This is a genomic window from Bacillus sp. Leaf49 (assembly GCF_001426125.1).
Lineage (GTDB): Bacteria > Bacillota > Bacilli > Bacillales > Bacillaceae > Bacillus > Bacillus altitudinis.
Window position 1 is genome coordinate 503,196 of record NZ_LMRK01000020.1, and the last position, 25,254, is coordinate 528,449.

Consider the following 25,254-nt stretch of genomic DNA (forward strand, 5'->3'; position numbering starts at 1 on the left):
TGTTGTAAAGGGAATGAACTTAACAAAGGGGAGAGAGCCCATGACGCTTGAAAAGACAACGAGAATGAACTACTTGTTTGATTTCTATCAATCGTTGTTGACCGCAAAACAAAAGAGCTACATGTCGCTTTACTACCTAGACGATTTTTCCCTCGGTGAAATTGCGGATGAATATGAAGTATCAAGACAGGCTGTTTATGATAATATTAAACGGACTGAAGCGATGCTTGAACAATATGAAGAAAAGCTGCTCTTGTTTAAGAAATTTAAAGAGCGTAAAGAACTTCTCACAAAAATGAGAGAGCTTGTAGCAGATTCCGCGCAAAAGGAAGAAGCAGAAGCTTTAATTGAATCGCTTGAGAAATTAGATTAGGAGGCGGCACAGTATGGCATTTGAAGGATTAGCCGACCGACTGCAGCAGACGATTTCAAAAATCCGCGGCAAAGGAAAAGTGTCAGAGCAAGATGTAAAAGAAATGATGCGCGAGGTACGCCTTGCCCTTCTTGAAGCTGACGTCAATTTTAAAGTAGTCAAAGACTTTGTGAAAAAAGTAAGCGAGCGGGCAGTTGGACAAGAGGTCATGCAAAGTCTTACCCCAGGACAACAGGTCATTAAAGTTGTAAAAGAAGAACTCACTGAATTAATGGGCGGGGAAGAGAGTAAAATCGCTGTAGCGAAAAAATCTCCAACTGTCATTATGATGGTTGGTCTTCAAGGGGCAGGTAAAACGACCACAACTGGAAAGCTTGCCAACTTACTTCGCAAAAAACATAATCGCAAGCCGATGATGGTGGCTGCTGATATTTACAGACCAGCAGCGATCCAGCAGCTTCAAACGCTTGGGAAACAGCTTGATATGCCCGTATTCTCATTAGGTGATCAAGTTAGTCCTGTCGAAATTGCCAAACAGGCAATTGAAAAAGCGAAAGAAGAACATCATGATTATGTCATTTTAGATACAGCAGGACGTCTTCATATTGATGAAGACTTAATGGATGAACTTCAGAAAGTAAAAGAAGTCGCAAATCCAGAAGAGATTTTCCTCGTTGTTGACTCGATGACTGGTCAAGATGCTGTCAATGTCGCAAAAAGCTTTAATGAACAGCTTGGTTTAACAGGTGTCGTTCTGACAAAACTAGACGGTGATACGCGAGGCGGGGCAGCACTTTCAATTCGTGCAGTCACAAATACGCCGATTAAATTCGCCGCACTAGGTGAAAAGCTTGATGCAATTGAACCATTCCACCCGGAGCGGATGGCATCGAGAATTCTTGGCATGGGAGATGTGCTCACGCTTATTGAAAAAGCACAAGCAAACGTTGACCAAGATAAAGCGAAAGAGCTTGAACAAAAAATGCGGACAATGAGCTTCACGCTCGATGATTTCCTCGAGCAGCTTGGGCAGGTTCGCAACATGGGTCCACTTGATGAACTGATTCAAATGATGCCGGGAGCCGGTAAAATGAAAGGGCTCAAAAACGTCCAAGTAGACGAAAAGCAGCTCAATCACATCGAAGCGATTATTAAATCAATGACGACCGAAGAAAAAGAACAGCCAGAGGTCATCAATGCAAGCCGCAGAAAACGGATTGCAAAAGGAAGCGGAACATCTGTACAGGAAGTCAATCGCCTTTTAAAACAATTTGACGAAATGAAAAAGATGATGAAGCAAATGACCAACATGTCCAAAGGAAAGAAAAAAGGCGGCTTTAAATTACCATTTATGTAATTGGTTATACATGATAAAACCGTTGTTAAGAAAAAACACTTTACAAACCCTTTTATCATTGTTAATATACTATCTTGTTGAAATATTTTCGGAGGTGCTAGTAAAATGGCAGTAAAAATTCGTTTAAAACGTATGGGAGCAAAAAAATCTCCTTTCTATCGTATTGTTGTAGCAGATTCTCGTTCACCACGTGACGGTCGTTTCATCGAAACAGTTGGAACTTACAACCCAGTGGTATCACCAGCTGAGGTGAAAATCAACGAAGAATTAGCGCTTAAATGGCTTCAAAATGGTGCGAAACCATCTGATACAGTTCGTAACCTTTTCTCAAGCCAAGGAATTCTTGAAAAATTTCATAATGCGAAAAACAGCAAATAATGAATGAGCTGTCCTTGGAAGAATTGATTGTGTCCATCGTCGAGCCACTTGTTGATTTCCCTGAAGATATTCACGTATCTTCATTAGAAAAAGATGAGCAGGTCATTTACACACTGTCTGTCAATGCTGAAGATACCGGAAAAGTGATCGGAAAGCAGGGGCGTACAGCTAAAGCGATACGAACAGTCATGTTTGCAGCAAGTGCAGAGTCTTCTAAGAAAGTTCAACTTGAGATTGCTGACTAAAAAGGGAGAGGGCTTAGGACCTCCCCTTTTTTTACACGTTTAAATCTATTTTTCGTTATACTGTAGAGGACAAATGCCTTCGGATAGGGGGACAAAAAGGAAGATGCAGATCATTCAACATGTCACCGTCATGCAAGTATTAACTGAAAGCAGTAAGGACAAACTGTTAACGACTTTTTTGGAGAAAAAAGAAAGACTAGAACGTGAATGCAATCAACTATATTTTCAACTAAAAAAGCATGAAAAAGAACCACATCAGCAAGAAGCCATCCCTCAATTTCAAAAAGCCATTGAAAAAAGACAAGAGAAAATGAGGCAAATTGATTTTCAAGTCGAGCAGCTGCATATCTTGCCTCTTGGCAGTGAAATGAAAGAAACAGAAGTGGATGCGCTGATTGAAGTAAAAATAGGTGATAAATGGGATGACAAAATGCAAGACAATGTCATCGTCGTGAAAGACGGCACCATTGTGGAAATACGTCAGGGGTGATTGAGAACATGGAGCTAGAATGGTTGAATGTCGGAAAGATCGTCAATACACATGGAGTGCGCGGAGAAGTACGTGTTGTGTCAAAGACTGATTTCCCAGAAGAACGCTACAAAAAAGGCAGCGTCCTTTATATTTTCAAACAAAATCAAAAAGAACCGCTAAAAGTGACTGTCGCATCACATAGACAGCACAAACAATTTGATTTACTGACATTTGAAGAAGTCGGCTCGTTAAATGAAGCTGAGCAATTAAAAGAGTCGATTTTAAAAGTAGAAAAAGAACATCTTGGTTCATTAGATGAAGGGGAATTCTATTTCCACGAAATCATCGGCTGTGAAGTATATGATGAAGAGGACAAACTGATTGGTCAAATCAAAGAAGTTTTAACACCAGGGGCAAATGATGTATGGGTGGTTGGAAGAAAAGGCAAAAAAGATGCCCTCATCCCTTATATTCCATCTGTCGTCAAAACAGTTGATATTTCATCCAAGAAAGTACACATTGAAGTGATGGAAGGACTCATTGACGAATGAAAATTGACTTTTTAACACTGTTTCCTGAAATGTTTGAAGGGGTGCTTCACTCATCGATCTTAAAAAAAGCTCAGGAAAAAGATGCGGTCTCATTTGATGTCGTGAATTTTAGGGAGTATTCCGATCATAAACATAAAACAGTGGATGACTATCCGTATGGCGGCGGTGCTGGCATGGTTCTGAAAGCACAGCCAGTATTTGATGCGGTAGAAGATTTAACGAAAAAAGCAAACAAGAAGCCCCGCATTATTCTTGTCTGTCCTCAAGGAGAAAGATATACACAAAAGAAAGCAGAAGAGCTTGCAAAAGAAGAGCATCTTATGTTCATTTGCGGCCACTATGAAGGCTACGATGAGCGCATCAGGGAGCATCTTGTCACAGATGAAATCTCAATCGGAGATTTCGTTCTCACAGGCGGAGAGCTGCCGGCGATGATGATTGCAGACAGTGTGGTCAGGCTTTTGCCTCATGTGCTTGGAAAAGAAGCGTCTCATATCGAAGATTCATTTAGTACAGGTCTGCTTGAGCATCCGCACTATACAAGACCAGCTGATTATAAAGGATTGAAAGTACCAGATGTGCTTCTCTCTGGAAATCATGCCAAAATTGAAGAGTGGCGGCGTAAAGAATCGTTGAAGCGAACCTATACAAGACGGCCAGATTTGATCGATTCTTGCAAAACATTAACGGATGAAGAAAAAAGATGGCTTTGGCAGCTTCATAATGACTAGATTGTATTGCACAAGGTATACAGGTGTGGTATGATACTACTTGTGACTTGGACGGCTTGCCGATTCAAGTTTGAAAACGATGTTCCGCTGCAATGAAGAAAGAGGACATGAGCATCTGTTGGAAGGAGTTGAAAACGATGCAACAATTGATTGAAGAAATCACAAAAGAACAATTACGCACTGATCTTCCTGCGTTCCGTCCTGGTGACACTTTACGTGTACACGTGAAAGTTGTCGAGGGTACTCGTGAGCGTATCCAGATCTTTGAAGGTGTTGTAATTAAGCGTCGTGGTGGTGGAATCAGCGAAACTTTCACAGTTCGTAAGATCTCTTACGGTGTAGGCGTTGAGCGTACATTCCCTGTACACACACCAAAAATCGCTAAGATCGAAGTTGTACGTCACGGTAAGGTACGTCGTGCGAAACTTTACTACCTACGTGAACTTCGCGGTAAAGCGGCTCGTATCAAAGAAATCAGACGATAATGATATCAAAGGAAAGAGCTTGTTACCTGTAACAGGCTCTTTTTTTGTACAATGTATAGAGACAACCGTTAGAAGAGAGAAGGTGCACATATGACAATTCAATGGTTTCCAGGCCATATGGCAAAAGCAAGACGGGAAGTCACAGAAAAATTAAAGCTCATCGACATCGTATTTGAATTAACCGATGCAAGGATTCCGATGTCCTCTAGAAACCCAATGATTGAAGAAATCCTCCAAAACAAACCGAAAATTATGCTTTTGAACAAAGCAGATAAAGCAGATCCTCGTATGACAAAAGAGTGGCAGGCACACTTTGAAGCGCAAGGTGTACGGTCGCTTGCCATTAATTCTGTCGATGGACAAGGGTTAAATCAAATCATTACGACATCAAAAGAAATATTAAAAGAAAAGTTCGATCGAATGAAAGCAAAAGGTGTTAAGCCGCGTGCCATTCGAGCTTTGATTATCGGAATTCCCAATGTCGGCAAATCAACGCTGATCAATCGGTTGGCAAAGAAAAATATTGCGAAAACAGGAGATCGACCTGGTATTACGACGTCACAGCAATGGGTGAAGGTAGGAAAAGAACTTGAACTGCTCGATACCCCCGGAATTCTCTGGCCGAAATTTGAAGATGAACAAGTAGGTCTTAGGCTGGCCGTCACCGGAGCGATTAAAGACTCAATCATCAACTTGCAGGATGTCGCCGTTTATGCGCTACGCTTTTTAGAAGAGCACTATCCAGAGCGATTAAAAAAACGCTATGATCTAGCAGAAATACCTGAAGATACAGTTGAGCTGTTTGATGCCATTGGCACAAAACGCGGCTGTCTGATGAGTGGAGGATTCATTAATTACGACAAAACGACCGAAATCATCATTCGGGATATTCGAACGGAAAAATTTGGTCCCCTCACTTTTGAGAAGCCTGAAAGCTAAAAGACACGCAGCTCATGCGGGTCTTTATTTTTTGCGAAAAACTGCCGATATAAAGAAGGAGGCTGCGGAAAAGCCAATGTACACGGTCAAACAAATAAAAGCATTAATAGAACAACATGCTGACGACGAGTCATACATTCGTGAACTATTGAAAGACGATACAAGAAAAAGTGTCCAGAAGCTGATGGACAAATGGAACAAAGAGAGAGAAAAGCAGCAAGAACTACATGCAGCATGGAAGCAAATGCTGCAATTTGAAACCAAAGCAAAAGCGCAAGGATACACTTATATTGCAGGCATAGATGAAGCAGGAAGAGGACCACTCGCTGGCCCAGTGGTTGCGGCAGCTGTGATATTAAAAGAAGATACCGTCCTACTCGGTTTAAATGATTCAAAACAGCTATCTGAGAAAAAAAGAATGACCTATTATGAGCTCATTCAAAAGGAAGCGCTCGACATCGGCATCGGCATTGTTGATGCGGCAACGATTGACGAAATCAATATATACGAAGCATCAAGACTGGCGATGGTGAGGGCTGTAAAGCAGCTCACTCACACACCTGATTATCTACTCATAGATGCGATGACGCTCCCGCTTCCTACTCAACAGGAGAATATCATCAAAGGAGATGCTAAAAGCGCATCCATCGCAGCTGGTGCATGTATTGCCAAAGTGACAAGGGACCAAATGATGGAAGAGTATGGACGCCAGTACCCTGAGTATCAATTTGAAAAACATAAAGGGTATGGAACGAAAGAGCACCTTGCTGCCATTCAAACACATGGCGCCACACCTATCCACCGGTTATCATTTGCACCAGTGAAATCTGTTATTTCATAAATATTTTGACACAAGGAGGCTGCCTGTGATGACAAGAGTTGAAGATATACATACTGCACTGAATAGTCGGCTGAATACGGCAGAATCTGTTCCGCTTAACACGGAAGGAAAGGAAAATATTCACCGGCTCATTCTCGGCAAAGTACTGAAAATGCTCGGGGATGATACAGCACTTGTTCAAATAGGTTCGACCAAAATCAAAGCGCAGCTAGCGGCTCAGCTCAAAGCCGATTCTTTCTACTGGTTCCAATTAGAACAAGAAGGTGGAGGCAGTCTGAGTAAATTAAGACCTGTTCAGCAATTTGACCAAGATCCTAAAACATTAAAGGATGCCGCAGCTAAACTACTAGAAGGTCTGTCGCTTAAAAATGGACTTGAACAAATGTTAACAGCTACAGCTTTTTTAAAAGAAAAACCGGTCATCAACGAAGCAGAGTTAAAAACGGCAGTAAAATGGATTGAACAACTTCAAGGTGCGGATATCAAAAAAGGTCTGCAAGCACTTCTTTTTGCTTTAAAGAAAGATTTGCCGATTCAACAAGGAGTGCTCCAATCAATATTAGCGATGAAATCCCCCTCTGCACTTCATCAGGATGTGACAGCACTGCTAGATCGATTAACACAGCTTCCGAAGCAATCAGAAGCCACACAGGCTCTTACACAGGCCGTTCGTACGGTTGTAAATGCTGAGACAACCGTTCATGCAGAAAAGCTCTTATCGGTGCTTCTAGGAGCAAAAGAAGGTCAAACGAAGCAAGGAGAAAGCTTGCAGCAAGTGCAGCCTCATGTCAATCCGGCTCAGCAAACAAAGCAGAGCCAGCCCACCGCTATACAACAAGGGCGACAGGCGGATACAGTGAATCAGAACAGCGTGCAGCAATTATTAAGTCCAAAACAGCTCCCGCTTCAGCAAATAGAACGCATTCTGACGAGCATCACAAAGCAAGGTACAGACGGACAGCAGCAGCTTGATGTAAAACAACTCACATCACTGGTTCAAGCAGTCCAGCAGGCAGGGCCACAGGCTGACGCAAAGGCAGCCGTGCTTCAAAGGGAATTTCCGTTTCTTTCAAAAACAGAGGCGAACGCATTGGTAAAGGTCATTCAGCAGACTGAACCAGCATTAGGCAATAAAACCGATGTACTCAATTTACTGATGACGATGAAAAAAGCGATAGGTGTACGAGATGAAATTGGGATGCTGAAATTACTGGAAAAGGGCAGCCAAGATGTCAAAAGCCAAGAGCTTCACCAATTAAAGATGGTTTTAAATGATGCAAGGCAAGCTGATGTTCCCGAGCCCGTAAAAAAAGAAGTGGATCAATTATTCCATAGATTAAATGGGCAGTTACTAGTGCATCAGGAAAACCAAACAGTTAGTCAAATGATGGTTTCTTACCCGCTTTTCTCAAAACATAGTGTTCAAGATTTAACCTTTATTCTAAAAGGGCATAAGAAAAAAGATGGCTCTATTGATATTTCTCAGTGCCGTTTAATGTTTTATTTAAACATGGAAAACTTAGAAGAAACGTTAATAGACTGTACGATTCAGCAAAAAGTGATGTCAATTACAGTCGAGACGGCTCACGAACTGCAAGGGACCATTAATCCAATGATTCCAGCTGTTCGAGAGAATTTAAATGCCCTAGGGTATAGTTTGACGGGGATTACAGCGAAAAAGAGAGAAGAGCCAATTGATCCGTCTGACTTTCTAGATGAACACTTTCATAAAATCAGCGAGAAAGGGCTGGACTTACGAGTATGAAAGATTCAAAACCGCTTAGAAGAGCGATCGCTCTACACTATGATGAAGAAAAACAAAAAGCGCCAAAAGTCGTTGCAACAGGCAGTGGCTATGTGGCTGATCATATTATTGAAGAAGCTCAAAAAGCTGGAGTCCCTATTCAAGAAGACCGTAATTTAGTAGAACTGATGCGCCACTTAACGCTCGATGAGGAAATCCCAGAAGCGTTATACGATACTGTAGCAGAAATATTTTCATTTATCTATCGATTGGATCAAAAAATGAAAAAATAAGGTAAAATAAGTGTTTTGACTGAAAAATTTATATTTTTAATAAAATAAAAGTTTGAATGTTTAGAAGGATTTTACGATTTTACATAGAACCCTAGACATTCTCTTTTTTATTCTTTAAAATGAAAGCGCAGTCTATTTTATAATTTTTGTTTCTACATATGTTGGGAGGATGGGAAATGAATATCCATGAGTACCAAGGAAAAGAAATCCTAAGAAAATATGGGGTTTCAGTTCCAAATGGTAAAGTAGCATTTACACCTGATGAAGCAGTGAAAGCATCAGAAGAGCTTGGAAGCTCTGTATATGTCGTAAAAGCACAGATTCATGCAGGCGGCCGTGGTAAAGCAGGTGGGGTAAAAATTGCAAAAACAAAAGATGAAGTGAAAGGGTTTGCAGAGGAATTGCTCGGCAAGACACTTGTCACACATCAAACAGGGCCTGAAGGGCGCGAAATAAAACGCTTACTTATTGAAGAAGGCTGCGATATTCAAAAAGAGTACTATGTAGGACTCGTTTTGGATAGAGCGACATCAAGAATTGTTTTGATGGCTTCTGAAGAAGGCGGTACTGAAATTGAAGAAGTAGCAGAAAAAACGCCAGAAAAAATCGTGAAAGTGGTCATCGACCCAGCGATTGGTCTCCAAGCCTATCAGGCGAGAGAAGTTGCGTTTAAAATTAATATTCCAACAAAATTAGTTGGTCAAGCTGTTAAGTTTATGACAAGCCTTTACAATGCGTTTATTGAAAAGGATTGTTCAATTGCCGAGATAAATCCTCTTGTTGTAACAGGTGATGGAAAAGTCATGGCACTTGATGCAAAATTAAACTTTGATAGCAATGCCTTATATAGACAAAAAGATATATTAGAATACCGTGACCTTGATGAAGAAGATCCAAAGGAGATTGAAGCATCTAAATATGACCTAAGCTACATTTCACTAGATGGGAATATTGGCTGTATGGTGAATGGAGCAGGCCTTGCGATGTCTACAATGGATATCATCAAGCATTACGGCGGGGACCCTGCAAACTTCCTTGATGTTGGCGGCGGTGCAACTGCTGAAAAAGTAACGGAAGCATTTAAAATCATCTTATCTGATCAAAATGTCAAAGGGATTTTCGTGAACATTTTTGGCGGCATCATGAAATGTGATGTCATTGCAGAAGGTGTTGTTGAAGCGACGAAACAAGTCGGCTTAACATTACCACTCGTTGTACGTCTTGAAGGAACAAACGTTGAATTAGGGAAGAAAATCCTGAGTGATTCAGGCTTAAATATCACTTCTGCTGAGTCTATGGCTGACGGGGCAGAAAAGATTGTATCTTTAGTCAAGTAGAGCAGAAAGGCAGGGAACCTAAATGAGTGTATTTATTAATAAAAATACGAGAGTAATTGTTCAGGGGATTACCGGTTCAACCGCATTATTCCATACAAAACAAATGATTGAGTATGGAACAAATATCGTTGGCGGTGTCACACCTGGAAAAGGTGGAACTGAAGTAGAGGGAGTTCCTGTATTTAATACTGTATCTGAAGCAGTACAGACAACTGGAGCAAATGCTTCTGTTATCTATGTACCAGCACCATTTGCAGCAGACGCCATTTTAGAGGCTGTTGATGCAGAAGTGGATCTAGTGATTTGTATCACAGAACACATTCCAGTTCTGGATATGGTTAAAGTGAAACGCTATATGGAAGGTAAGAAGACAAGACTTGTTGGACCGAACTGTCCTGGTGTGATTACACCTGAAGAATGTAAAATTGGCATCATGCCTGGCTACATTCATAAAAAAGGTCATGTTGGTGTTGTGTCTCGTTCTGGAACGCTTACATATGAAGCGGTACATCAGCTTTCAGAGGCTGGTGTTGGTCAATCAACAGCTGTAGGAATTGGCGGCGACCCTGTCAATGGTACGAACTTTATTGATGTATTAAAAGCCTTCAATGAAGATCCTGAAACGCATGCTGTGATCATGATTGGTGAAATCGGCGGTACTGCTGAAGAAGAAGCAGCTGAATGGGTAAAAGCAAATATGACCAAGCCGGTTGTTGGCTTTATTGGCGGTAAAACAGCGCCTCCAGGAAAACGTATGGGACATGCTGGTGCCATTATTTCTGGTGGTAAAGGAACTGCTGATGAAAAAGTAAAAACAATGCGTGAATGTGGAATTGAAGTGGCAGAGACACCATCTGTCATGGGAGAAACCTTAATTAAAGTGTTAAAAGAGAAGAATCTCTTCGAAGCTTGTAAAACGCATTAATGACACAAGAAGACTTGTTCTTTGACAAGTCTTCTTCTTTCTATCTTAAACTGGAGGAATGGTATGTACAACGTGTCCGAAAGAATGATTTTTCACCGCTTAAAAGGCCTCATCTCACCCTCTTTGTTAACAAAATGGTGGAAAGTCGATCCTGAGCTATATATAAATGAAGAAACACATCATTTCAAACAGGATCGATCATTACAAAAGATCGACTTTACCCGCTTACAACAAGCTGAAGAAAATGAATTCCCCATTTTTCAACACATCGTTCAAGCCTATTTAAAGCAAAATATTCACATGATTCCCATCACATCACCTTTATATCCCAGCTCACTAAAACACATTTATGATCCTCCCCCAGTATTATTCCTAAAAGGAAACGTTACCTATTTAAATGAAGAAAAAAGTTTAGGTGTAGTAGGTACACGAGTGCCATCCTCTTATGGAGAAGCGTGCGTGAAGAAAATTGTTGGAGAACTTGTAGAGGAAGATTGGATGATTGTGAGCGGTTTAGCAAAAGGAATTGATGGACTTGCACACAAAGAGTGCATAAGAAAAAAAGGAAAAACGATTGGTGTTGTAGCTGGCGGCTTTCAACATGTATATCCAAAAGAACATGTGCAAATGGCTCAATATATGGGAGAACATCATTTACTGTTGTCAGAGCACCCGCCTTATATCAAACCAGAAAAATGGCATTTTCCAATGAGAAACCGATTAATTAGTGCCCTGACAAGAGGAACCATCGTGGTCCAGTGCAAAGAAAAGAGCGGTTCGCTTATTACAGCCTACCAGGCATTAGAGCAAGGAAAAGAAGTGTTTGCTGTTGCAGGATCGATCTTTGATTCTAATTCTATAGGTCCAGCTAGATTGATTCAGCAAGGTGCCAAGCTTGTTCATTCAACGAAGGATATTTTAGAGGAATTCTCCTTGAGCGGTGTTCAATATACTGAACTCACATAAAAATATCGTTTGACAAAAGACATCGGAATATTTAATAATAGTGAGGATTTAAGTTTACACTTTGTTTTTCGTGTTTATAATGATGTTCATCATAAAGAATTTTTAACGATTGCCTGTTAGATAGGTGCAATTAACATAAATATAAATTTGTGAAATGGATAAAGAGAGAACACCTCTTAAGGGGGATTTTGAGTATGGCTGATTATTTAGTCATCGTTGAGTCGCCAGCAAAGGCGAAAACGATTGAGCGTTATTTAGGAAAAAAGTATAAAGTAAAGGCTTCAATGGGGCATGTAAGGGATTTACCGAAAAGTCAGCTTGGTGTTGACACTGAGCATGACTTCGAACCGAGATATATTACGATTCGAGGAAAAGGTCCAGTCTTAAAAGAATTAAAAACAGCAGCGAAGAAAGCAAAAAAAGTATATCTCGCAGCTGACCCCGACAGAGAGGGAGAAGCGATTGCTTGGCATTTAGCCCACAGCCTTGACCTTGACCTCTCTTCAGATTGCCGCGTTGTCTTTAACGAGATTACAAAAGATGCAATTAAAGATTCCTTTAAACATCCACGTATGATCGATATGGACTTGGTTGATGCGCAGCAGGCAAGACGGATTTTAGATCGTCTCGTTGGATATAAAATCAGCCCGATTTTATGGAAGAAAGTCAAAAAGGGTTTAAGCGCCGGTCGTGTTCAATCAGTTGCACTCCGCCTGATTATTGACCGCGAGAATGAAATTAATGAATTCAAACCAGAAGAATACTGGACAATTGATGGCACCTTCCTAAAAGGGAAAGAAAGTTTTGAAGCGAGTTTCTTTGGCGTAAATGGCAAAAAACATCCGCTAAAAACAAAAGAAGATGTAAAAGAAATCCTTGCGAAATTAAAAGGAAGCAAGTTTTCTGTTGAAAAAGTGACGAAAAAAGAACGTAAACGCAACCCAGCTGTTCCGTTTACAACATCTACCTTACAACAAGAGGCAGCGAGAAAACTAAACTTCCGTGCGAAGAAAACGATGATGATTGCACAGCAATTATATGAAGGAATTGATCTTGGTAAAGAAGGTACAGTAGGTCTCATTACATATATGAGAACGGACTCAACACGTATTTCCAATACGGCAATTGAAGAAGTATCTGCTTTCATTGATCAAACGTACGGCAAGAATTTCTTGAATACAACAAAACGTACTGCCAAAAAGAACGAAAATGCACAGGATGCTCACGAAGCCATCCGTCCGACTTCTACGCTAAGAAAACCAGCAGATGTCAAACACGTGCTAAGTAGAGATCAGCTTCGTCTTTATAAATTGATTTGGGAACGTTTTGTGGCAAGCCAAATGGCACCAGCTGTTCTTGATACAATGAGTGTGGATCTTGAAAATAACGGGCTTACTTTCCGTGCAAATGGAAGTAAGGTGAAATTCCCTGGATTTATGAAAGTATATGTTGAAGGGAAGGACGACCAGTTAGAAGAAAAGGACAAAATGCTTCCTGATCTGAAAGAGGGGGATACCGTTCTTTCAAAAGATATTGAACCAGAGCAGCACTTCACGCAGCCGCCTCCACGTTACACTGAGGCAAGACTTGTCAAAACCCTTGAAGAGCTAGGTATCGGCCGCCCATCGACGTATGCACCAACATTAGATACCATTCAAAAGCGCGGCTACGTGGCACTTGATAACAAACGGTTTATTCCAACAGAGCTTGGAGAGATTGTGCTCAACTTAATTATTGAATTCTTCCCTGAAATCATTAACGTAGAATTTACTGCGAAAATGGAAAAAGAACTTGATAGCGTTGAAGAAGGTACGATTGAATGGGTACGCATTATCGACAGTTTCTATCAAGATTTTGCAAAAAGGGTAGAAAAAGCAGAAGCAGAGATGCAGGAAGTTGAGATCGAGCCTGAATACGCCGGAGTTGATTGCGAAGAGTGTGGTCATCCAATGGTGTACAAAATGGGGAGATACGGTAAGTTCATGGCATGCTCTAATTTCCCTGACTGCCGTAACACAAAACCAATTGTCAAAGATATTGGTGTCAAATGCCCGACTTGTCACGAAGGAAATATCGTTGAACGGAAATCTAAGAAGCGCCGCATTTTTTACGGTTGCGATCGTTTTCCAGAGTGTGAATTCGTCTCTTGGGACAAACCAATTGAAAGAAAGTGTCCAAAATGCGAAAATATGCTTGTAGAGAAAAAGCTGAAAAAAGGCATTCAAGTTCAATGTGTGAACTGTGATTATAAAGAGGAACAACAAAAATAGCGGTGAGCAGCCTTGTTCACCTGCTTTTTTATGTCATTAAATAGAACTTACGAAATAGGAGAGTTGTACAATGAGTCAATTTGTAAATGTGATCGGAGCAGGTTTAGCAGGAAGTGAAGCGGCATGGCAAATTGCCAAGCGCGGAATTAAAGTCCATCTGTATGAAATGAGACCTGTCAAACAAACACCAGCTCACCACACTGATAAATTTGCGGAGCTCGTATGCAGTAACTCATTGCGTGCGAATGCTTTAACGAACGCAGTCGGTGTTTTAAAGGAAGAAATGCGTCATTTAGATTCAGCAATCATCGCAGCAGCAGATGAAAGCTCGGTTCCTGCTGGTGGAGCGCTTGCAGTAGATCGTCATGAATTTGCAGCTAACGTCACAGACCGTGTGAAAAATCACCCGAATGTGACCGTCTTTCAAGAAGAAGTGCAAAGCATTCCAGAAGGTCCGACGATTATCGCAACGGGTCCTCTTACATCAGAAGCACTTTCAAAAGAATTGAAATCTTTAACAGGTGAAGAGTATTTATATTTCTACGATGCAGCAGCGCCGATCCTCGAGAAAGACAGCATCGATATGGATAAAGTGTACTTGAAATCACGTTATGATAAAGGGGAAGCGGCTTATTTAAACTGTCCGATGACAGAAGAAGAATTCGATCGTTTTTATGAGGCGCTCATTTCGGCTGAAACTGTGCCGTTAAAAGAGTTTGAAAAAGAAATCTTCTTCGAAGGCTGTATGCCCATTGAAGTCATGGCCAAAAGAGGGAAAAAAACCATGCTCTTTGGACCGATGAAACCAGTTGGACTTGAAGATCCGAAAACAGGAAAAAGACCTTACGCTGTTGTTCAATTAAGACAGGATGATGCAGCAGGTACTTTATATAATATTGTTGGTTTCCAAACACATCTGAAGTGGGGCGATCAAAAGGAAGTATTTCGTTTGATCCCAGGTCTTGAAGAGGCAGAGATTGTTCGTTATGGTGTGATGCACCGTAATACATTTATTAACTCGCCAAGCCTTCTAAAACCGACGTATCAATTTAAAAATAGAGACGACTTATTCTTTGCCGGACAAATGACTGGTGTTGAAGGATATGTTGAGTCCGCGGCTTCAGGACTAGTGGCTGGAATCAACGCAGCTCGTTTTGTTAAAGGAGAAGAGCTTGTGACACTTCCAGAAGAAACAGCGATTGGCAGTATGGCTTACTACATCACATCAACAAACAAGAAAAGCTTCCAGCCGATGAATGCAAACTTTGGCTTGCTGAAAGATCTTGGCGTTCGAATTAAAAACAAACAAGAGCGCTATGCAGAGTACGCTAAACGCGCAATCGAAACTATTCAAACTATTTCGAAATCTCTGTAGTAAAACATTGCACGGGAAGCAAGATATGTGATACCATTTAAAAGCCTTAAAGAGGTGTAAAAATGACAGATAAACAGCGTCTTGTCCACTTATTCATTGAATATTTGCAGATTGAAAAGAACTATTCAGCTTTAACGATCTCAGGTTATACTGAGGCGATTGAAGAGTTTGTCAGATTTATGAACATTCAAGGAATAGACGGTTTTGAAGAGGTATCCTATCAAGATACGAGAATTTATTTAACAGAAGCTTATGAAAAAGGCCTTACAAGAAGAACGATTAGTAAGAAAGTCTCTGCACTTCGCAGCTTTTATAAATTTTTATTAAGAGAACAGCTTGTGAAAGAAAATCCTTTTTTACTCGTTAGCTTACCAAAGCAGGATAAGCGAATTCCTTCATTTTTGTATGAAGAGGAACTAAAAGAGCTATTTACAGTTTCTGATGTAAATACACCGCTTGGTCAAAGAAATCAAGCCATTTTAGAACTTCTTTATGCAACAGGTATGAGGGTTAGTGAGTTATGTTCATTAAAAGAATCTGATCTTGATTTATCGATGGATACAGTGCTTGTTCATGGGAAAGGCAGCAAACAGCGGTATGTACCTTTCGGCTCTTATGCACATGAAGCGCTCTCCACATATTTAGAGGATGGAAGGCAGAAGCTGAAAGTGAAGGGAAAGGATCGTGCTGATTCACATGTGTTTTTGAATCAGCGCGGAGCTCCTCTTACAGACAGAGGCGTTCGATTCATTCTCACTGAATTAATGAAAAAGGCATCTGGCACATTACATATCCATCCTCACATGTTAAGGCACACCTTTGCTACGCATCTTTTAAACGAGGGAGCGGATTTAAGAAGTGTTCAAGAACTTCTCGGTCACTCAAATTTATCATCAACACAGGTGTACACGCATGTATCAAAAGATTCTTTAAGAAAAACGTACATGTCTCATCACCCAAGGGCTTTTAAACGATCCTAAAAGGAGGTTTTTTCATGTCATCATTTCATGCAACCACAATCTTTGCCGTTCAACATAAAGGGAAAAGTGCGATGGCTGGGGACGGTCAAGTCACTTTTGGGCAGGCTGTCGTCATGAAACACACAGCAAAAAAAGTGCGCCGTCTTTTCGGAGGCAAAGTACTCGCAGGTTTTGCTGGTTCAGTTGCAGATGCATTTACACTCTTTGAGAAGTTTGAAACGAAGCTTGAAGAATACGGTGGTAACCTAAAACGAGCAGCTGTAGAACTGGCGAAAGAATGGCGAAGTGACAAGATGCTCAGACAGCTTGAGGCCATGCTGATCGTCATGAATAAAGAAAGCATCCTGCTCGTATCTGGAACAGGAGAGGTCATCGAGCCAGACGATGGCATTTTGGCTATCGGGTCAGGCGGTAACTACGCGCTTAGCGCCGGGAGAGCACTCAAAAAACATGCAGGTGACCATCTCTCAGCTCGAGAGATTGCAAAGGCGGCTCTTGAAACGGCCGGAGAAATCTGTGTCTACACGAACGATCAAATCACTTTAGAAGAGCTTGAATAGAAAGGACATGAGACGTATGGAGAAAAAGCCGTTCACCCCAAGAGAGATAGTTGAAAAGCTCGATCAGTACATTATTGGTCAGCTTGATGCGAAAAAAGCAGTGGCGGTGGCTTTAAGAAACCGTTACAGAAGAAGTCTTTTACATGATAAGCTAAAGGATGAAGTCGTTCCTAAAAACATCTTAATGATTGGTCCGACAGGTGTGGGGAAAACAGAAATTGCCCGCAGAATTGCAAGGATTTCTGGTGCACCTTTCATTAAAGTGGAAGCGACGAAGTTTACTGAAGTTGGATATGTCGGACGTGACGTAGAATCAATGGTCAGAGATTTAGTGGAAACAGCAATCAGACTAGTCAAAGAAGAAAAAATGAAGGATGTTCAAGAAGAAGCGGAAAAACAAGCAAACAAACGGCTTGTTCATCTACTTGTTCCTGGAAAGAAAAAAAGTCAGTCTGTGAAAAATCCTTTTGAGATGCTGTTTGGTGGTTCTGATGCTGATGAAAGTGATCGAGATCACTCAAGTGAAGAAGTAGAGCTTGAGTCGACGAGAAAACGCATTGCGCACCAGCTGGCGATGGGTGAACTTGAAGACCATTACGTCACGATTGAAGTTGAAGAGCAGCAGCCTTCCATGTTTGATATGCTTCAAGGCTCGGGTATGGAGCAAATGGGTATGAACATGCAGGATGCGCTTAGCAATCTCATGCCTAAAAAGAAAAAACGCAGAAAGCTGACCGTCAGAGAAGCGAGAAAAGCGTTAACTGCTGAGGAAGCTTCAAAACTGATTGATATGGATGAAGTCGGTCAGGAAGCCGTGCAAAAAGCAGAGCAGCAAGGAATCATCTTTATCGATGAAATCGATAAAATTGCCAAAAGCGGTGGTGCATCGTCTGCAGATGTTTCTCGTGAAGGGGTTCAACGTGATATTTTACCGATTGTAGAAGGTTCCACTGTGATGACGAAGTATGGGGCTGTGAAAACAGATCATGTTCTATTTGTAGCAGCAGGCGCTTTTCATATGGCGAAACCCTCGGATTTGATTCCAGAGCTTCAAGGGCGCTTCCCAATCCGTGTAGAATTAGATAAATTAAGTATAGAAGACTTTGTGAAAATCTTAACGGAACCAGATAACGCGTTATTAAAGCAATATAAGGCTTTACTTGAAACAGAAGGTATATCTCTTGAATTTTCTGACGATGCTATTCATAAGATTGCCGAAGTGGCTTATCACGTCAATCAGGAGACGGATAACATCGGTGCAAGAAGGCTTCACACCATACTTGAGAAGCTGCTAGAAGAGCTCTCATTTGAGGCGCCTGATATTACAATGGAAACAGTGACCATTACCCCTCAGTATGTAGAAGAGAAGCTAGGAAAGATTGCAAATAACAAAGACTTAAGTCAATTTATACTTTAACAAATGAATAAAGTAATCTAGGAGGATCATTATTATGGCGTTACTACAAAAAACAAGGATTATTAACTCGATGCTGCAAGATGCAGCGGGGAAACCGGTTAATTTTAAAGAAATGGCAGAAACACTGAGAGATGTCATTGATTCAAACATTTTCGTATTAAGCAGAAGAGGGAAGCTTCTTGGCTACTCCATTAACCAGCAGATTGAAAATGCACGTATGAAAAAAATGCTGGAAGATCGTCAGTTCCCTGAAGAATATACAAAAAGCTTATTCAATGTCCCTGAAACATCTTCAAACCTTGACATCAACAGTGAGTACACAGCTTTCCCGATTGAGAACCGTGATTTATTCCAATCAGGTTTGACAACGATTGTGCCAATCATCGGAGGCGGAGACCGCTTAGGGACGTTAATCCTTTCTCGTTTGCAAGATACATTCACAGATGATGATTTAATTCTTGCTGAATACGGCGCAACAGTTGTTGGAATGGAGATTCTTCGCGAGAAAGCGGAAGAAATTGAAGAAGAAGCAAGAAGTAAAGCGGTTGTTCAAATGGCGATCAGCTCTCTTTCATATAGTGAGCTTGAAGCGATTGAGCATATCTTTGAAGAACTTGATGGAAACGAAGGGCTGCTTGTGGCAAGCAAGATTGCTGACCGTGTAGGAATCACTCGTTCAGTGATCGTAAACGCACTTCGTAAATTAGAAAGTGCAGGCGTTATTGAATCTCGTTCTCTTGGAATGAAGGGAACATACATCAAAGTATTAAACAACAAATTTTTAATTGAACTTGAAAATTTAAAATCTCACTAATCAAAAAACCCTTTTCGGCCGAAATAAACGCTGAAAAGGGTTTTTTTGTATAAAAAAAGAGGATTTGTCCGAAAAATGACACTCTTTTTTCCAAGAAACCCCTTACAATTCTGTAGTGCTTTGAATCTAGGTCTTTATACCTATTCGTAAAATAGATATATATTACGAGTTTTTTTTACAATTACATCATAGACTTTAATCCTATTATTTCTTACAATGAACATATGGTTTTACAAATCTCGACATGATTAAATGGAATGAAATACATATGATTGGAGGTATATGGTTTTGGATATATTTTCTGGAACGATAAGCAACCTTGAGAATGCCTTGGGCAGAGCGAATGTTAAGCAAAAAGTCATAAGCAATAATATCGCGAATATAGACACACCGAACTACAAGTCTAAAAAAGTTGCATTCCACGACATGCTAAATGATGCGTCAATCAAATTAGATGCTAAAAAAACATACCAAGGCCACATTGATTTTTCTAAAACAGGGTCTAATTATTCAGTTGTTTCGAGTAACCGTACTTCTTATCAAGAAAACGGAAATAATGTCGATATTGATCAAGAGATGAGTGAACTCGCTAAAAACCAAATTCAGTATAATGCGTTGGTTGAAAGAATGAGCGGAAAGTTCAATTCTCTTAAAACAGTTTTGACAGGAGGTAAGTGATGTCAATTTTTTCAGGCGTTAACGCTTCGGCCTCAGCATTAACAGCACAGAGGCTCAGAATGGACGTTGTATCCTCGAACCTTGCGAATATGGATACAACAAGAGCTAAACAGGTTGATGGCGAGTGGGAGCCTTATAGACGCAAGCTCGTCACATTACAGCCGTCAGGTGAATCATTTTCATCTATATTGAACTCAAGCATGAATTCGAGCGGCAAATTAGGAAACGGCGTCAAAGTAACGAAAATTACTGAAGACGAAACTCCATTCAACCTTCAATATGATCCTACAAATCCCGATGCCAATGAAAATGGATATGTTCAAACACCAAACGTTGATCCATTAAAGGAAATGGTTGATCTCATCAGCAGCTCAAGATCATATGAAGCAAACGTGACTGCGCTGAATGCGAATAAAAGCATGCTGATGAAAGCTTTAGAAATAGGAAAGTAAGGTGAAAAGAATTGGTTAACGCAATATCTCCTTTCCAGCTTCAAACCGCTCAGCAAGCAAGTGAATTGACGAATGCATCGTCTGTGCAGGCGGCTGCACCTAAAAGTCAAACGAATTTCTCTGATGTGCTGAAGAATTCCATTGAGGCATTAAATCAATCACAGCTGAAATCAGACCAGTATACGAATGCTCTCGCACAAGGGAAAGATGTCAATCTCGATGAAGTCATGATTGCTTCACAAAAAGCGAGTGTGACACTCACAGCTGCAACCGAGTTTCGGAATAAAGCAGTCGAAGCGTACCAAGAGATTATGAGAATGCAGATGTAGGAGGTGCTGGTGGACAAAAAATAGACTGAATGGAATGACCGGGGGTTAAGATGAATCGTACTTTAATGCAATTAAGAACAAAAACAGTTGAGTTTTGGCGAAATCGATCAAAATTACAAAAAATACTCATGATTGGCGGCGTAGCTGCCCTAGCAATCATTATTACGGTTGTTAGCATCTTTGCTTCTTCTGAAAAAATGGTTCCGTTGTTTAGAGATTTGTCTGAGGCAGAAGCAGGACAAATCAAACAGGAACTGGATGGCAAAAACGTTAAATCGGAACTTGCAAATAACGGAACGACGATTTTAGTTCCAGAAAAGCAAGCAGACACTTTAAAAGTCACACTCGCATCAGAAGGACTTCCTAAAACGGGGAATATTGACTACTCCTTCTTTGCGAACAATTCCGGCTTCGGTTTAACAGATAATGAATTTGATGTTCTGAAAGTAGACGCAACTCAGACAGAACTATCCAATCTGATCAACACGATTGATGGGATTAAAGATTCAAAGGTTATGATTAACCTGCCAAAAGATTCCGTTTTTGTTGGAGAAGAGCAAAGTAATGCATCAGCATCAATTGTGCTGCAAGTTCAACCAGGCTACACGCTTACTCAGCAACAAGTAAAAGGCCTTTATCATCTTATTTCAAAAAGTGTGCCGAATTTAAAAACAGAAAACATTGTCATTATGGACCAAGATTCCAACTACTATGACTTAAACAGCAGCTCAGATTCCTATGCAAGTGGAATGGATGCACAGCAGCAGAAAAAAGAGGAGATTGAAAAGAATCTTCAACGAAAAATTCAACAGCTGCTTGGAACGATGATGGGTCAAGAGAAAGTTGCCGTATCGGTCACTACAGACATTGATTTTACTGAAGAAAAAAGAAAAGAAGATCTTGTCGAACCAGTTGATCAAGAAAACATGCAAGGAATTGCTGTCAGCGCTGAAAAGATTGCTGAAACTTATTCAGGTAATGGCGCAGCAGCTGGAGGCACCGCTGGAACAGGTGACGATGATGTCACAAATTATCAAGGTGCCGATGGAACGAATGGAAGCGGAGATTACGAAAAGAGCGAAGATCGTATCAATTATGAAGTCAACCGCATTCATAAAGATATCAAAGAAAGTCCTTATAAAATCAGAGACGTTGGCATTCAGGCACTGGTTGAACCACCTACTGCAAACGATCCGACCTCATTAACTGCTGAAAGGCAGGATGATATCAAAAAAATTCTTTCAACCATCATCAGTACATCGATTGATAAAGAATACACAAACGGTCAAGCGCTCACTCAAGCAGACTTAGATAACAAAATCGTTTTATCTGTATCAAAATTAGACGGTAAACAGCAAACGGCAGCAGAAAACCCTTCAAACAATATTCCGATTTGGGTTTATATTGTTGGCGGTGTGCTACTACTTGCCATTATCGCTCTCATTATCCTTCTCGTACGTAAGCGAAGAAAAGATGAGGAAGAAGAGTTTGAGTTTGATGAACGTACACCAATTCATGTTCCTGATATCGATACTGAGCCAGAAACAGAAGAAATGGTGAGAAAAAATCAGCTTGAAAAAATGGCAAAAGATAAACCAGAAGACTTTGCTAAATTGCTACGCAGCTGGCTGTCCGAGGATTAGGAGGAATACACATGTCGAGAAAAGATCCAAATCGACTAACAGGCAGACAAAAAGCAGCAATCCTAATGATTTCCTTAGGGCTAGACGTGTCAGCATCTGTATACAAACATCTGTCTGAAGACGAAATAGAAAAATTAACATTAGAAATTTCCAATGTAAGAAGTGTAGATACTGCTAAAAAAGATGAGATCATCGAAGAATTTCACAGCATTGCCATCGCGCAGGACTACATATCACAAGGCGGTCTGATGTACGCAAGACAAGTGCTTGAAAAAGCGCTTGGTGAGGACAAAGCGGACAGCATCTTAAATCGCTTAACATCCTCACTTCAAGTGAAACCATTTGATTTTGCTAGAAAGGCTGACCCAGAGCAAATTTTAAACTTTATCCAGCATGAGCATCCACAAACCATTGCGCTCATTCTTTCCTACCTAGATCCGGTACAGGCTGGACAGATTTTATCTGAGTTAGGCGAGGAAGTACAAACCGAGGTTGCAAGAAGAATTGCTTTAATGGACCGCACATCTCCAGAGATCATCAATGAGGTGGAACGTATTCTTGAACAAAAGCTGTCTTCAACCTTTACGCAAGATTATACCCAAACGGGCGGAGTCGAAGCGGTAGTCGAAGTCCTGAATGGTGTAGACCGTGCAACGGAGAAAACCATTTTAGATACACTGGAAATTCAAGATCCTGAGCTTGCTGATGAAATTAAGAAACGTATGTTTGTCTTTGAAGACATTGTCACTCTTGATAGCAGAGCCATTCAGCGCGTGATTCGAGATGTTGAAAATGACGATTTACTGCTTTCACTCAAAGTGGCAAGCGAAGAAGTCAAAGAAATTGTCTTCCGCAACATGTCGCAACGTATGGTCGAAACGTTCAAAGAAGAAATGGAGTTTATGGGACCTGTCCGGCTTAGAGATGTCGAGGAAGCACAGACTCGTATTGTCAGTATCGTAAGACGACTTGAAGAGGCTGGAGAAATCGTCATAGCTCGAGGTGGAGGAGACGATATCATTGTCTAGGATTATCAAACATGAAACATCTGTTATTCCTGAACAAGGCCGTCAAACCATTCCCTTACAGCAAGTGGAATTCAAAAGAGAACATCACGAAGAAGAGCTTGTCAACGAGACAGAAGCATCTCAGCTTGTATTAAGTGATGCACAAGATGAAGCAAGCCGTATTTTAGAAAAAGCAAATCGTGAGCTGGAACAAACAATGGCTGAAATCAATCAGCGGCGAGCTGATTTTGAAGCAGAAAGAGTACAGCTCATTGAAGAAGCAAAACAAACAGGATATCAAGATGGTTTTCAAAAGGGCGAAGCAGATGCGAATTTACAGTATCAATCGATTCTTGATCAAGCGAATGACATTGTCAGCCTTGCAAAGCAGGACTATGAAGCAAAAATCGAAAGCTCTGCTGAAGAAATTGTCGAACTTGCGTTTGAGCTCGCTAAACGAGTATGGAATGCAGTTGAGGACACAAAAGAACAATTTTTAACGCTAGTGAAGCAGGTCATTTCAGAAGTGAAAGAATATGACGATATTTCCATCTATGTCGACCCTGCACATTACGAGCATGTGATGGAATATAAAGATGAATTAAATAGAATCCTTCAAAAGAATACACATCTTGCCATTTACTCGGATGAAAAAGCACCAAAAGGTACTTGTTACGTCGAAACAAGCTTTGGAAAAGTGGAAGCGAGTGTTGATACCCAAATGAATCAGTTAAAAGAAAAGTTATTAGAAGTCATTGATTCAGGTGATCACAAATGAACATAGATGTGCTAAAAGAAACGATTGAAACTGCCGATCCTTATAAACGTTTTGGTAAAGTCAATCGAGTTGTTGGACTGATGATCGAGTCCAAGGGGCCAGAAAGCTCAATCGGTGATGTATGTCTGATTCACAAAAAAGGGAGCAAGAATCATCCGATCAAAGCAGAAGTCGTTGGCTTTAAAGATGAAAACATTTTGCTCATGCCCTACGTAGAAGCCTCTAACATCTCACCAGGCAGTCTTGTTGAAGCAACAGGTGAGTCGTTAAAGGTCAAAGTAGGAACTGGTTTAATCGGGCAGGTTGTTGATGCCTTCGGTGATCCACTGGACGGCAGCATGCTTCCTAAAGGACTTGCACCTGTCTCAACAGAACAATCTCCTCCAAACCCGATGGACAGACCGCCTATTCGTGAAAAAATGGGCGTTGGTGTCAGAGTGATTGACAGCTTGCTCACAGTCGGCACTGGTCAAAGAATTGGCATATTCGCGGGAAGCGGTGTTGGTAAAAGTACCTTGATGGGGATGATTGCCAAGCAGACAGAAGCGGATCTCAATGTCATTGCACTTGTTGGAGAGCGTGGACGTGAAGTTCGCGAGTTTATCGAAAAAGATTTAGGAGCTGAAGGACTGAAGCGTTCGATTGTTGTTGTCGCAACTTCAGATCAGCCCGCACTGACAAGATTAAAAGCAGCCTATACTGCAACGGCCATTGCTGAATATTTCAGAGACAGAGGCAAAAATGTCATGTTTATGATGGATTCTGTCACAAGGGTCGCCATGGCACAGCGAGAAATAGGACTTGCAACAGGCGAACCGCCAACAACAAAAGGATATACGCCTTCAGTGTTCGCTATACTGCCAAAATTGTTAGAACGAACTGGTACAAATCAACTTGGTTCCATCACAGCGTTTTACACAGTGCTTGTTGATGGTGACGATATGAATGAGCCGATCGCTGATACAGTGCGGGGGATTTTAGATGGCCACATAGTACTTGATCGTGCACTGGCCAACAAAGGACAGTTTCCAGCTGTCAATATTCTGAAAAGTATCAGTCGTGTCATGAGTAATATCGCAAGTCATGATCACAAGGAAGCGGCTAACCGGTTCCGCCAGCTTTTATCCACATATCAAAACGCTGAAGACCTCATTAACATTGGAGCATATAAAAAAGGCTCCTCTAAAGATATTGATGAGGCCATGCAAGCTTACCCACAACTGATTTCATTTTTGAAGCAGGACGTTGAAGAGGCTGTATCGATTGAAGACAGCGTGAGGATATTGCTCAGTTTGATGAATAGAGAGGATTGAC

The 25,254-nt window shown here is 41.0% G+C and carries 28 protein-coding genes; all 28 read left to right on the forward strand.

The window, feature by feature from the left end; translation table 11 throughout:
- Positions 1 to 40 precede the first annotated feature (40 nt).
- The gene (locus ASG46_RS12340) at positions 41 to 373 is read left to right on the forward strand and encodes a putative DNA-binding protein (RefSeq protein ID WP_008344844.1); all 333 of its coding nucleotides are present in this window, start codon (positions 41 to 43) and stop codon (positions 371 to 373) included.
- A 13-nt stretch (positions 374 to 386) separates the two neighbouring features.
- The gene (gene ffh / locus ASG46_RS12345) at positions 387 to 1,730 is read left to right on the forward strand and encodes a signal recognition particle protein (protein WP_008344842.1); all 1,344 of its coding nucleotides are present in this window, start codon (positions 387 to 389) and stop codon (positions 1,728 to 1,730) included.
- A 105-nt stretch (positions 1,731 to 1,835) separates the two neighbouring features.
- Positions 1,836 to 2,108 (forward strand): 30S ribosomal protein S16, encoded by a 273-nt coding sequence (gene rpsP / locus ASG46_RS12350; protein ID WP_008344841.1) that lies wholly within the window; start codon positions 1,836 to 1,838, stop codon positions 2,106 to 2,108.
- Entirely contained in the window at positions 2,108 to 2,353 is a 246-nt protein-coding gene (locus ASG46_RS12355; protein ID WP_012009937.1) for a KH domain-containing protein, read from the forward strand. The genes rpsP and ASG46_RS12355 overlap by 1 nt, the downstream gene beginning before the upstream one ends.
- Before the next feature lie 103 nt (positions 2,354 to 2,456).
- Positions 2,457 to 2,843 carry a YlqD family protein gene (locus tag ASG46_RS12360; protein ID WP_008344839.1) on the forward strand — a complete coding sequence of 129 codons (387 nt, stop codon included), beginning with the start codon at positions 2,457 to 2,459 and terminating at the stop codon, positions 2,841 to 2,843.
- A gap of 8 nt (positions 2,844 to 2,851) precedes the next feature.
- A complete protein-coding gene (gene rimM, locus ASG46_RS12365; protein ID WP_008344836.1) occupies positions 2,852 to 3,376 on the forward strand; it encodes a ribosome maturation factor RimM in 525 nt (174 codons plus the stop codon).
- Complete coding sequence (gene trmD, locus ASG46_RS12370) at positions 3,373 to 4,107, forward strand: tRNA (guanosine(37)-N1)-methyltransferase TrmD (protein ID WP_007499635.1); 735 nt, start codon at positions 3,373 to 3,375, stop codon at positions 4,105 to 4,107. The genes rimM and trmD overlap by 4 nt, the downstream gene beginning before the upstream one ends.
- Before the next feature lie 137 nt (positions 4,108 to 4,244).
- Entirely contained in the window at positions 4,245 to 4,592 is a 348-nt protein-coding gene (gene rplS, locus ASG46_RS12375; protein ID WP_008344834.1) for a 50S ribosomal protein L19, read from the forward strand.
- A 90-nt stretch (positions 4,593 to 4,682) separates the two neighbouring features.
- Positions 4,683 to 5,531: a ribosome biogenesis GTPase YlqF gene (gene ylqF / locus ASG46_RS12380; protein ID WP_007499632.1), complete on the forward strand. Its 849-nt coding sequence runs from the start codon at positions 4,683 to 4,685 to the stop codon at positions 5,529 to 5,531.
- A 76-nt stretch (positions 5,532 to 5,607) separates the two neighbouring features.
- Positions 5,608 to 6,372 (forward strand): ribonuclease HII, encoded by a 765-nt coding sequence (locus ASG46_RS12385; protein ID WP_046526651.1) that lies wholly within the window; start codon positions 5,608 to 5,610, stop codon positions 6,370 to 6,372.
- A 28-nt stretch (positions 6,373 to 6,400) separates the two neighbouring features.
- Positions 6,401 to 8,137, forward strand: a complete 1,737-nt coding sequence (locus ASG46_RS12390) for a hypothetical protein (protein ID WP_050827260.1) — start codon at positions 6,401 to 6,403, stop codon at positions 8,135 to 8,137.
- Entirely contained in the window at positions 8,134 to 8,409 is a 276-nt protein-coding gene (locus tag ASG46_RS12395) for a FlhB-like flagellar biosynthesis protein (RefSeq protein ID WP_048002829.1), read from the forward strand. The genes ASG46_RS12390 and ASG46_RS12395 overlap by 4 nt, the downstream gene beginning before the upstream one ends.
- Before the next feature lie 176 nt (positions 8,410 to 8,585).
- Positions 8,586 to 9,746: an ADP-forming succinate--CoA ligase subunit beta gene (gene sucC, locus ASG46_RS12400; protein WP_008344824.1), complete on the forward strand. Its 1,161-nt coding sequence runs from the start codon at positions 8,586 to 8,588 to the stop codon at positions 9,744 to 9,746.
- Positions 9,747 to 9,768: 22 nt separating this feature from the next.
- The gene (sucD, locus tag ASG46_RS12405) at positions 9,769 to 10,671 is read left to right on the forward strand and encodes a succinate--CoA ligase subunit alpha (protein WP_007499624.1); all 903 of its coding nucleotides are present in this window, start codon (positions 9,769 to 9,771) and stop codon (positions 10,669 to 10,671) included.
- Positions 10,672 to 10,734: 63 nt separating this feature from the next.
- On the forward strand, positions 10,735 to 11,637 hold the full coding sequence (gene dprA, locus ASG46_RS12410) for a DNA-processing protein DprA (protein ID WP_017367240.1): 903 nt from the start codon (positions 10,735 to 10,737) through the stop codon (positions 11,635 to 11,637).
- Between the two features lie 194 nt (positions 11,638 to 11,831).
- Positions 11,832 to 13,907, forward strand: a complete 2,076-nt coding sequence (gene topA / locus ASG46_RS12415; RefSeq protein ID WP_046526653.1) for a type I DNA topoisomerase — start codon at positions 11,832 to 11,834, stop codon at positions 13,905 to 13,907.
- A 70-nt stretch (positions 13,908 to 13,977) separates the two neighbouring features.
- Entirely contained in the window at positions 13,978 to 15,282 is a 1,305-nt protein-coding gene (gene trmFO / locus ASG46_RS12420) for an FADH(2)-oxidizing methylenetetrahydrofolate--tRNA-(uracil(54)-C(5))-methyltransferase TrmFO (RefSeq protein WP_007499618.1), read from the forward strand.
- Between the two features lie 62 nt (positions 15,283 to 15,344).
- Complete coding sequence (gene xerC, locus ASG46_RS12425; RefSeq protein WP_007499616.1) at positions 15,345 to 16,262, forward strand: tyrosine recombinase XerC; 918 nt, start codon at positions 15,345 to 15,347, stop codon at positions 16,260 to 16,262.
- 14 nt (positions 16,263 to 16,276) lie between these two features.
- The gene (gene hslV / locus ASG46_RS12430) at positions 16,277 to 16,822 is read left to right on the forward strand and encodes an ATP-dependent protease subunit HslV (RefSeq protein ID WP_007499614.1); all 546 of its coding nucleotides are present in this window, start codon (positions 16,277 to 16,279) and stop codon (positions 16,820 to 16,822) included.
- Positions 16,823 to 16,838: 16 nt separating this feature from the next.
- The gene (gene hslU / locus ASG46_RS12435) at positions 16,839 to 18,239 is read left to right on the forward strand and encodes an HslU--HslV peptidase ATPase subunit (protein WP_008344818.1); all 1,401 of its coding nucleotides are present in this window, start codon (positions 16,839 to 16,841) and stop codon (positions 18,237 to 18,239) included.
- Between the two features lie 34 nt (positions 18,240 to 18,273).
- Positions 18,274 to 19,053 carry a GTP-sensing pleiotropic transcriptional regulator CodY gene (gene codY / locus ASG46_RS12440; protein ID WP_007499612.1) on the forward strand — a complete coding sequence of 260 codons (780 nt, stop codon included), beginning with the start codon at positions 18,274 to 18,276 and terminating at the stop codon, positions 19,051 to 19,053.
- A 288-nt stretch (positions 19,054 to 19,341) separates the two neighbouring features.
- Positions 19,342 to 19,731 (forward strand): flagellar basal body rod protein FlgB, encoded by a 390-nt coding sequence (gene flgB / locus ASG46_RS12445; RefSeq protein WP_017359092.1) that lies wholly within the window; start codon positions 19,342 to 19,344, stop codon positions 19,729 to 19,731.
- The gene (flgC, locus tag ASG46_RS12450; protein ID WP_008344813.1) at positions 19,731 to 20,183 is read left to right on the forward strand and encodes a flagellar basal body rod protein FlgC; all 453 of its coding nucleotides are present in this window, start codon (positions 19,731 to 19,733) and stop codon (positions 20,181 to 20,183) included. The genes flgB and flgC overlap by 1 nt, the downstream gene beginning before the upstream one ends.
- A gap of 11 nt (positions 20,184 to 20,194) precedes the next feature.
- Entirely contained in the window at positions 20,195 to 20,512 is a 318-nt protein-coding gene (fliE, locus tag ASG46_RS12455) for a flagellar hook-basal body complex protein FliE (RefSeq protein WP_007499609.1), read from the forward strand.
- 50 nt (positions 20,513 to 20,562) lie between these two features.
- The gene (gene fliF / locus ASG46_RS12460; protein WP_007499608.1) at positions 20,563 to 22,155 is read left to right on the forward strand and encodes a flagellar basal-body MS-ring/collar protein FliF; all 1,593 of its coding nucleotides are present in this window, start codon (positions 20,563 to 20,565) and stop codon (positions 22,153 to 22,155) included.
- A gap of 11 nt (positions 22,156 to 22,166) precedes the next feature.
- Complete coding sequence (fliG, locus tag ASG46_RS12465) at positions 22,167 to 23,183, forward strand: flagellar motor switch protein FliG (protein WP_017367244.1); 1,017 nt, start codon at positions 22,167 to 22,169, stop codon at positions 23,181 to 23,183.
- Complete coding sequence (gene fliH / locus ASG46_RS12470; protein ID WP_048002828.1) at positions 23,176 to 23,940, forward strand: flagellar assembly protein FliH; 765 nt, start codon at positions 23,176 to 23,178, stop codon at positions 23,938 to 23,940. The genes fliG and fliH overlap by 8 nt, the downstream gene beginning before the upstream one ends.
- Positions 23,937 to 25,253 (forward strand): flagellar protein export ATPase FliI, encoded by a 1,317-nt coding sequence (gene fliI, locus ASG46_RS12475; RefSeq protein ID WP_008344803.1) that lies wholly within the window; start codon positions 23,937 to 23,939, stop codon positions 25,251 to 25,253. The genes fliH and fliI overlap by 4 nt, the downstream gene beginning before the upstream one ends.
- Position 25,254: the final 1 nt, after the last annotated feature.